The organism is bacterium, assembly GCA_040757115.1.
Taxonomy (GTDB): Bacteria; UBA9089; CG2-30-40-21; order CG2-30-40-21; family SBAY01; genus JBFLXS01.
The window spans coordinates 1-5,509 of record JBFLYA010000247.1; the positions used below are offsets into that span (position 1 = coordinate 1).

The window sequence follows — 5,509 nt, forward strand, 5'->3', positions numbered from 1 at the left end:
GCAGAGCTGTCCACAACTTACCCACAATTGCTTGGATAACTCCTTTGGAGTTACCCACACTCTCCACATCACTACCAGTACTAATAATTAATTTTTTAATTTTATTTTCAACCCCCAACCCCCAATCTTGGGGGATTTAATAAGGAATTAAGATTGTGGCATTCAAAATGACCAACAATATATATTATACGAGGAGGATAGAAGATAAAATGTCTGATGAAATTAAAGAAACACCTCCAGAAGAAGGTAACTTTTTGGACCTTATTTCTATGTTATCTACTTCTGGAATGATTCATTTGGGTGAAATAAAAGACCCAATTACTAATGAAAGCAAAGTGAACCTTGAAGGAACCAGATGGAGTATCGATATGTTGGGAATATTAGAAAAAAAGACTAAAGGAAATTTAACTAATGAAGAAAGTGAGATATTAGTGAATGTTTTATATAATCTAAGAATGAAATATCTGGAAGCACTAAAGAAGAAAGAAGGTTAAGGATAAGGATGAAATTTGAATTTATTGCCCCAGCAAAGATAATATTTGGCGAGGAAAGTAGTGCCACGGTTGGCATTGAAACGAAAAGATTTGGCAAAAAAGTATGTTTGATTACGGGTAAAACGGCGATGGCTAAAAGTGGTATTTTGAATAATGTGCGTAAGTCTTTAGAAGATGCAGGATTAGAAGTAATTCTCTTTGATAAAGTGACACCTGAACCGACTATACAAATGGTTGATGAAGGATTATCATTAGTTAAAAGAATCAAATGTGAAGTGGTCATTGGACTAGGAGGCGGAAGTTCCTTAGATGTGGCTAAGGCAGTAGCAGGTTTAGCCAATGATGGTGGTGATTGTGCTGAATATCAAGAAGGTAGAAAAATACAAAAAGAAGGATTACCATTTATTGCTATACCAACTACGGCTGGAACAGGTGCAGAAGCAACTTATAACGCAGTTATTATTAATGAAGAAAAAAAGGTTAAACAAAGCATTCGAGATTATTCGTTAATGGCAAAGGTAGCGATTGTTGACCCCACATTAACTTTTACACTTTCTTCAAATATGACGACTATTTGTGGGATGGATACCTTAGTTCATCTTATAGAAGGTTATGTTTCAAATGGGGCTAATCTTTTAACAGATTCATTAGCTCTTCAAGGGATTAAATTAGTCAGTGCAAGTTTAAAAAAGGTAGTTTTCGATGGTCAGGATAAAAAGGCAAGAACAGATATGTCTTTAGCCTCATTGCTTGGTGGGTTGGTATTAGCCAATGCTGGTTTGGGGGCTGTCCATGGATTAGCCGCTTCTTTAGGACCGTTATACAATCTCCCACATGGCCTGGCCTGTGCGGTTTTACTCCCTTATGTTATGGAGTATAATTTAGAAGCCGCTATTCCAAAGTTTGCCCAAATTGCTTATCTTCTGGATAAACAAACCACGACTCTTTCAACCGAAGGAGCGGCTTTTGAATCCGTAGTTTTAATCGAAGAATTTATCTCAAGTCTAAAATTACCTTTTAGTTTAAGCAGTCTTGGTGTTCAAGAACAGGATTTACCAATTATCGTTCAAGGGGTCTCTTCTTCTTTAAAATATAACCCACGAGAGGCGAATTTTAAAGATTTGCTTAATATCCTTAAAAACGCTCTGGTTGGAGAATGATAGACAAAATTAGAAATTGAAAAAAGGTAACCTTTAGCCATCTGAGGGTGTAAATAAGGGAAAATGGAAAAAACCGGGAAAAAGAGAAAAAAATAGGTGATGATTAAGATGTCCGTTTGGTCGAAGGAATAACAAAAGATATAATGCTGTGTTTTATCCGTGTTAATCTGTGGCTGAATAAAATAATAATTAGGCTAACAAGTCGTTAGAGCGGACGTGCTAACGCACGCCGCTGAACTCTGTCGTTAGCAATAAAATAAAAGGAAATTCCGACTGCCTATTATATCCAGATTTTTCGGTATAGTAATACGGATGTTCTACGATGAGCATAGTCCTCCTCACTTACATGCTGAGTACCAAGGGAGCAAGGCAGTTTTTGATTTTGAGGGTAATATTGCAAAGGGAAGTTTAGGTTCCAGGACAGCGACCAAGCTTGTCAGAGAATGGATAGATTTACATCTTGGTGAGATTGAAAAAGATTGGCAGCTGGCAAGTGAAGGAAAAGAAATAAGAAAGATTGCACCATTGGATTGAGGGAGGCGAGATATAAATATGTGGAATATGAACGAGGTTCAAGAAATTAAATACAATAGAGATTATATCTATCATATTGTATTTGACGATGGGAAAAGGGGCAATGTTGATTTTTCCGAATATATTGCTAAAGGCCCTGTGTTTAAGCCGTTGCGAGATTTAGCATTTTTCAGAAAAGCCATAATTGATGGGGGGACAATAGCATGGCCGAATGGTGCCGATATTGCGCCAGAAACATTATATGATAAAATAAATTGCTAACAAATCGTTGCATCGGACGGCAGGGACTATGCCGCTTGTCAGAGTTTTGCGGGTTATCAAGGTTTTATCTTGCTAACAAAGGTTGGTGGTAATTTTCCTCGCCGCCGCTGAACTTTAGCGTTAGACTTCAGTTGAGTAAATAGTTACGAAGAAAGTAAGTAGGGTAGGGGGAGCAAGGAGAATAATGAATGATGAAATATAAATTAATAGGAATTTTACTCATAATCTTTGGCTATATATCTCCTTCAGGAGCGCAAGACTATAGCTCACTGGGAAAATCTGTCTATTCCTCGAAATTTTATGGGAGTAAATATTCACAAGGGAAAAAGAAAACTACACCTTTAAAATCAATAGAACAAAGCAGTGGGTTATTATATGAGCGTGGGACATCTACTTTAAGAGGTGGAACTCACACCCCCACAGGATTATTATTATATAAATATGCTAAAAAAACTGAACCTGTTCCCTATGTGCCTATTTCGAAAGTAGCAACTTCTACCCTGACTTATACGACAACTGATTATGCAACCGCAGAAAGATTGAAAGTTGAAGAACCTATGTTTAGTCCCTGGTTAGGGCAATCGATTTATAAAAAACTATCTGAACAAGATAAAGATGATACCCCTGCATATTATTCCCCAACAGAAAGAAAAAATGATTATTACCAGCAATATTACTCTAATATTTTTTATAAGGGGAAAAATCCACCTGATAAAAAAGGTAGTGTTAAATAAAACATAGAAACCGCATTAATCTTGTAACTATTTAGCCATCTGGAGAATGAAAATAAAGGGATTCGGGACTCGGGATTCGGGACTCGGGAATAAAAGAATTCCTTAACCCCTAAATCCGAACCCCGAGTCCAATTTTCAGGGGAAAGGAAGTTTCACGCAAAGAACGCAAAGGGAAATAAGGGAAATAGATAGGTAGGAGATAGAAGGTAGGAGGTAAGGAGATAGGCGTGAGGAGTGATGTTTTCTTTACTTTCTACTTTCTACTCTCTACTTTCTACTTCCTATTTTCAGGCGAAAGGAGATAAACAATGCAACAATATCGAACGAACCTATTAATTTGTGCGGGCACTGGTTGTGTTGCCAGTGGTTCATTAAAGGTAAAAGCATCATTAGAAGAAGAACTTAAAAAACATAATCTGCAGGATGAAATTGGAATAGTTTTAACCGGGTGTAATGGTTTCTGTGCTCAGGGACCATTAATGGTTGTTTATCCAGAAGGTATATTTTATCAAGGACTTAAACCAGAAAATATACCATTTTTAGTTGTAGAACATTTCTTGAAAGGGCGACCTGTTAAGGACTTAATGTACACACCTCCAGCAGAAAAAGAACCTGTTCCGGCAATGAGAGATATTCCATTTTTTAGCCGTCAGATATTACGGGCTTTACGGAACCGTGGTTTGATTGATGCCGAGAAGATTGATGAATATATTGCCCGCGATGGGTATCTGGGTGCATCTAAAGCATTACTTGAAATGACCCCGGAAGAAATAATCCAGGAAATAAAAGATTCTGGGTTACGAGGTCGAGGTGGTGCTGGTTTCCCAACCGGGTTAAAATGGGAATTTTGCTCTAAGGCGAAAGGGGATATTAAGTATATTTTATGTAACGGAGATGAAGGAGACCCAGGGGCATTTATGGATAGGTCTATATTAGAAGCTGACCCACATGCGGTTTTAGAAGGAATGATTATTGGAGCAAAGGCAATTGGTGCTCATAAAGGCTATATCTATGTTCGAGCAGAATATCCATTAGCCGTGAAACGACTTGAGATTGCTATTGAACAGGCAACTGACTATGGACTTTTAGGAAAAGATATCTTAGGTTCAGGGTTTGATTTCGAAATAGAGATTTATCAAGGGGCAGGGGCATTTGTTTGTGGTGAAGAGACCGCATTAATGACATCAATTGAAGGAAAAAGAGGAATGCCGCGACCAAGACCTCCATTTCCGGCTCATAAAGGACTCTGGCAAAAACCATCGGTATTAAATAATGTAGAGACATTTGCCAATGTTCCCCAGATTATTCTTAATGGAGGAAGTTGGTATGCCAGTCTTGGCACTGAAAAGAGTAAAGGAACTAAAGTATTTGCTTTAACGGGTGCAATAAACAATATCGGTTTAATAGAAGTTCCAATGGGTATCCCATTACGCCAGATTATCTATGATATTGGAGGTGGCATAAAGAATAGGCGTAAATTTAAGGCAGTCCAGATGGGTGGTCCTTCGGGTGGTTGTATTCCAGAAAGTCTTTTAGATATCCCGGTTGACTATGAATCTATTACCCAGACTGGTGCAATTATGGGTTCTGGTGGAATGGTTGTTATGGATGAAACAACCTGTATGGTTGGAATTGCTAAATTTTTCTTAGAATTCACTCAAGATGAGTCTTGTGGTAAATGTATTCCCTGTCGAGTAGGAACAAAGGTAATGCTTGATAAATTAGAAGAAATTACCTCAGGACAGGGAAAAGAAGGTGATATTGAATTATTAGAAGAATTAGCAGAAGATATTAAAAATACATCTTTATGTGGGCTGGGACAAACAGCACCTAATCCCGTATTAACGACCATTAAATATTTCCGGAGCGAGTATGAAGCACATATTAAAGAAAAATATTGTCCCGCTCATTCTTGCTTGCCTTTATTGAAGTTCGAGGTAATTCCTGAGTTGTGTAAAATGTGTGGTCAATGTGCCAAAAGTTGTCCTGTAAGTGCTATTACCTGGGAAAAGAAACAAGTAGCAAAGATAGATAAAGAGAAATGCATTCGATGTAAAACCTGTATTACCAGCTGTCGCTTTATGGCGATTGAATAAAATAAACATAGCCGTTCACCGCACAGACGCAGAGAAAAAAATTAAAATCTATTCACCAGAGACAGAAATTTCCTTTTTTTGTGCATTTCGGGTCTTTCGTTGTTTATAGCGGTTATTAACTGGAAGTTTACATAGGATAATACCCATAAATAAGGCATGAGAATAATCGTTCCGTTAGGAACATAATATCGGTAGGAATAGATAGACAAATCAATCAGTTCCGTAGGAAC

7 protein-coding genes are annotated in these 5,509 nt (G+C 37.7%); 6 read left to right on the forward strand and 1 reads right to left on the reverse strand.

Translation table 11 applies throughout. The annotated features are described in order from the left end of the window. Positions 1–209 precede the first annotated feature (209 nt). The 6 genes from AB1422_16140 to nuoF all read left to right on the forward strand — a co-directional run bounded on the left by AB1422_16140 (position 210) and on the right by nuoF (position 5,279). Entirely contained in the window at positions 210–494 is a 285-nt protein-coding gene (locus tag AB1422_16140) for a DUF1844 domain-containing protein (protein MEW6620839.1), read from the forward strand. Positions 495–502: 8 nt separating this feature from the next. After that, positions 503–1,654, forward strand: a complete 1,152-nt coding sequence (locus tag AB1422_16145) for an iron-containing alcohol dehydrogenase (protein MEW6620840.1) — start codon at positions 503–505, stop codon at positions 1,652–1,654. 300 nt (positions 1,655–1,954) lie between these two features. Next, on the forward strand, positions 1,955–2,188 hold the full coding sequence (locus tag AB1422_16150; protein MEW6620841.1) for a DUF4160 domain-containing protein: 234 nt from the start codon (positions 1,955–1,957) through the stop codon (positions 2,186–2,188). An 18-nt stretch (positions 2,189–2,206) separates the two neighbouring features. After that, entirely contained in the window at positions 2,207–2,449 is a 243-nt protein-coding gene (locus tag AB1422_16155; GenBank protein ID MEW6620842.1) for a DUF2442 domain-containing protein, read from the forward strand. 188 nt (positions 2,450–2,637) lie between these two features. Continuing rightward, complete coding sequence (locus AB1422_16160) at positions 2,638–3,183, forward strand: hypothetical protein (GenBank protein ID MEW6620843.1); 546 nt, start codon at positions 2,638–2,640, stop codon at positions 3,181–3,183. A gap of 308 nt (positions 3,184–3,491) precedes the next feature. Then, positions 3,492–5,279, forward strand: a complete 1,788-nt coding sequence (nuoF, locus tag AB1422_16165) for an NADH-quinone oxidoreductase subunit NuoF (GenBank protein MEW6620844.1) — start codon at positions 3,492–3,494, stop codon at positions 5,277–5,279. Between the two features lie 41 nt (positions 5,280–5,320). Here the strand turns inward: nuoF and AB1422_16170 are convergent. Continuing rightward, positions 5,321–5,509 (reverse strand): hypothetical protein (locus AB1422_16170; protein ID MEW6620845.1); only part of this gene is annotated, 189 nt, incomplete at its 5' end.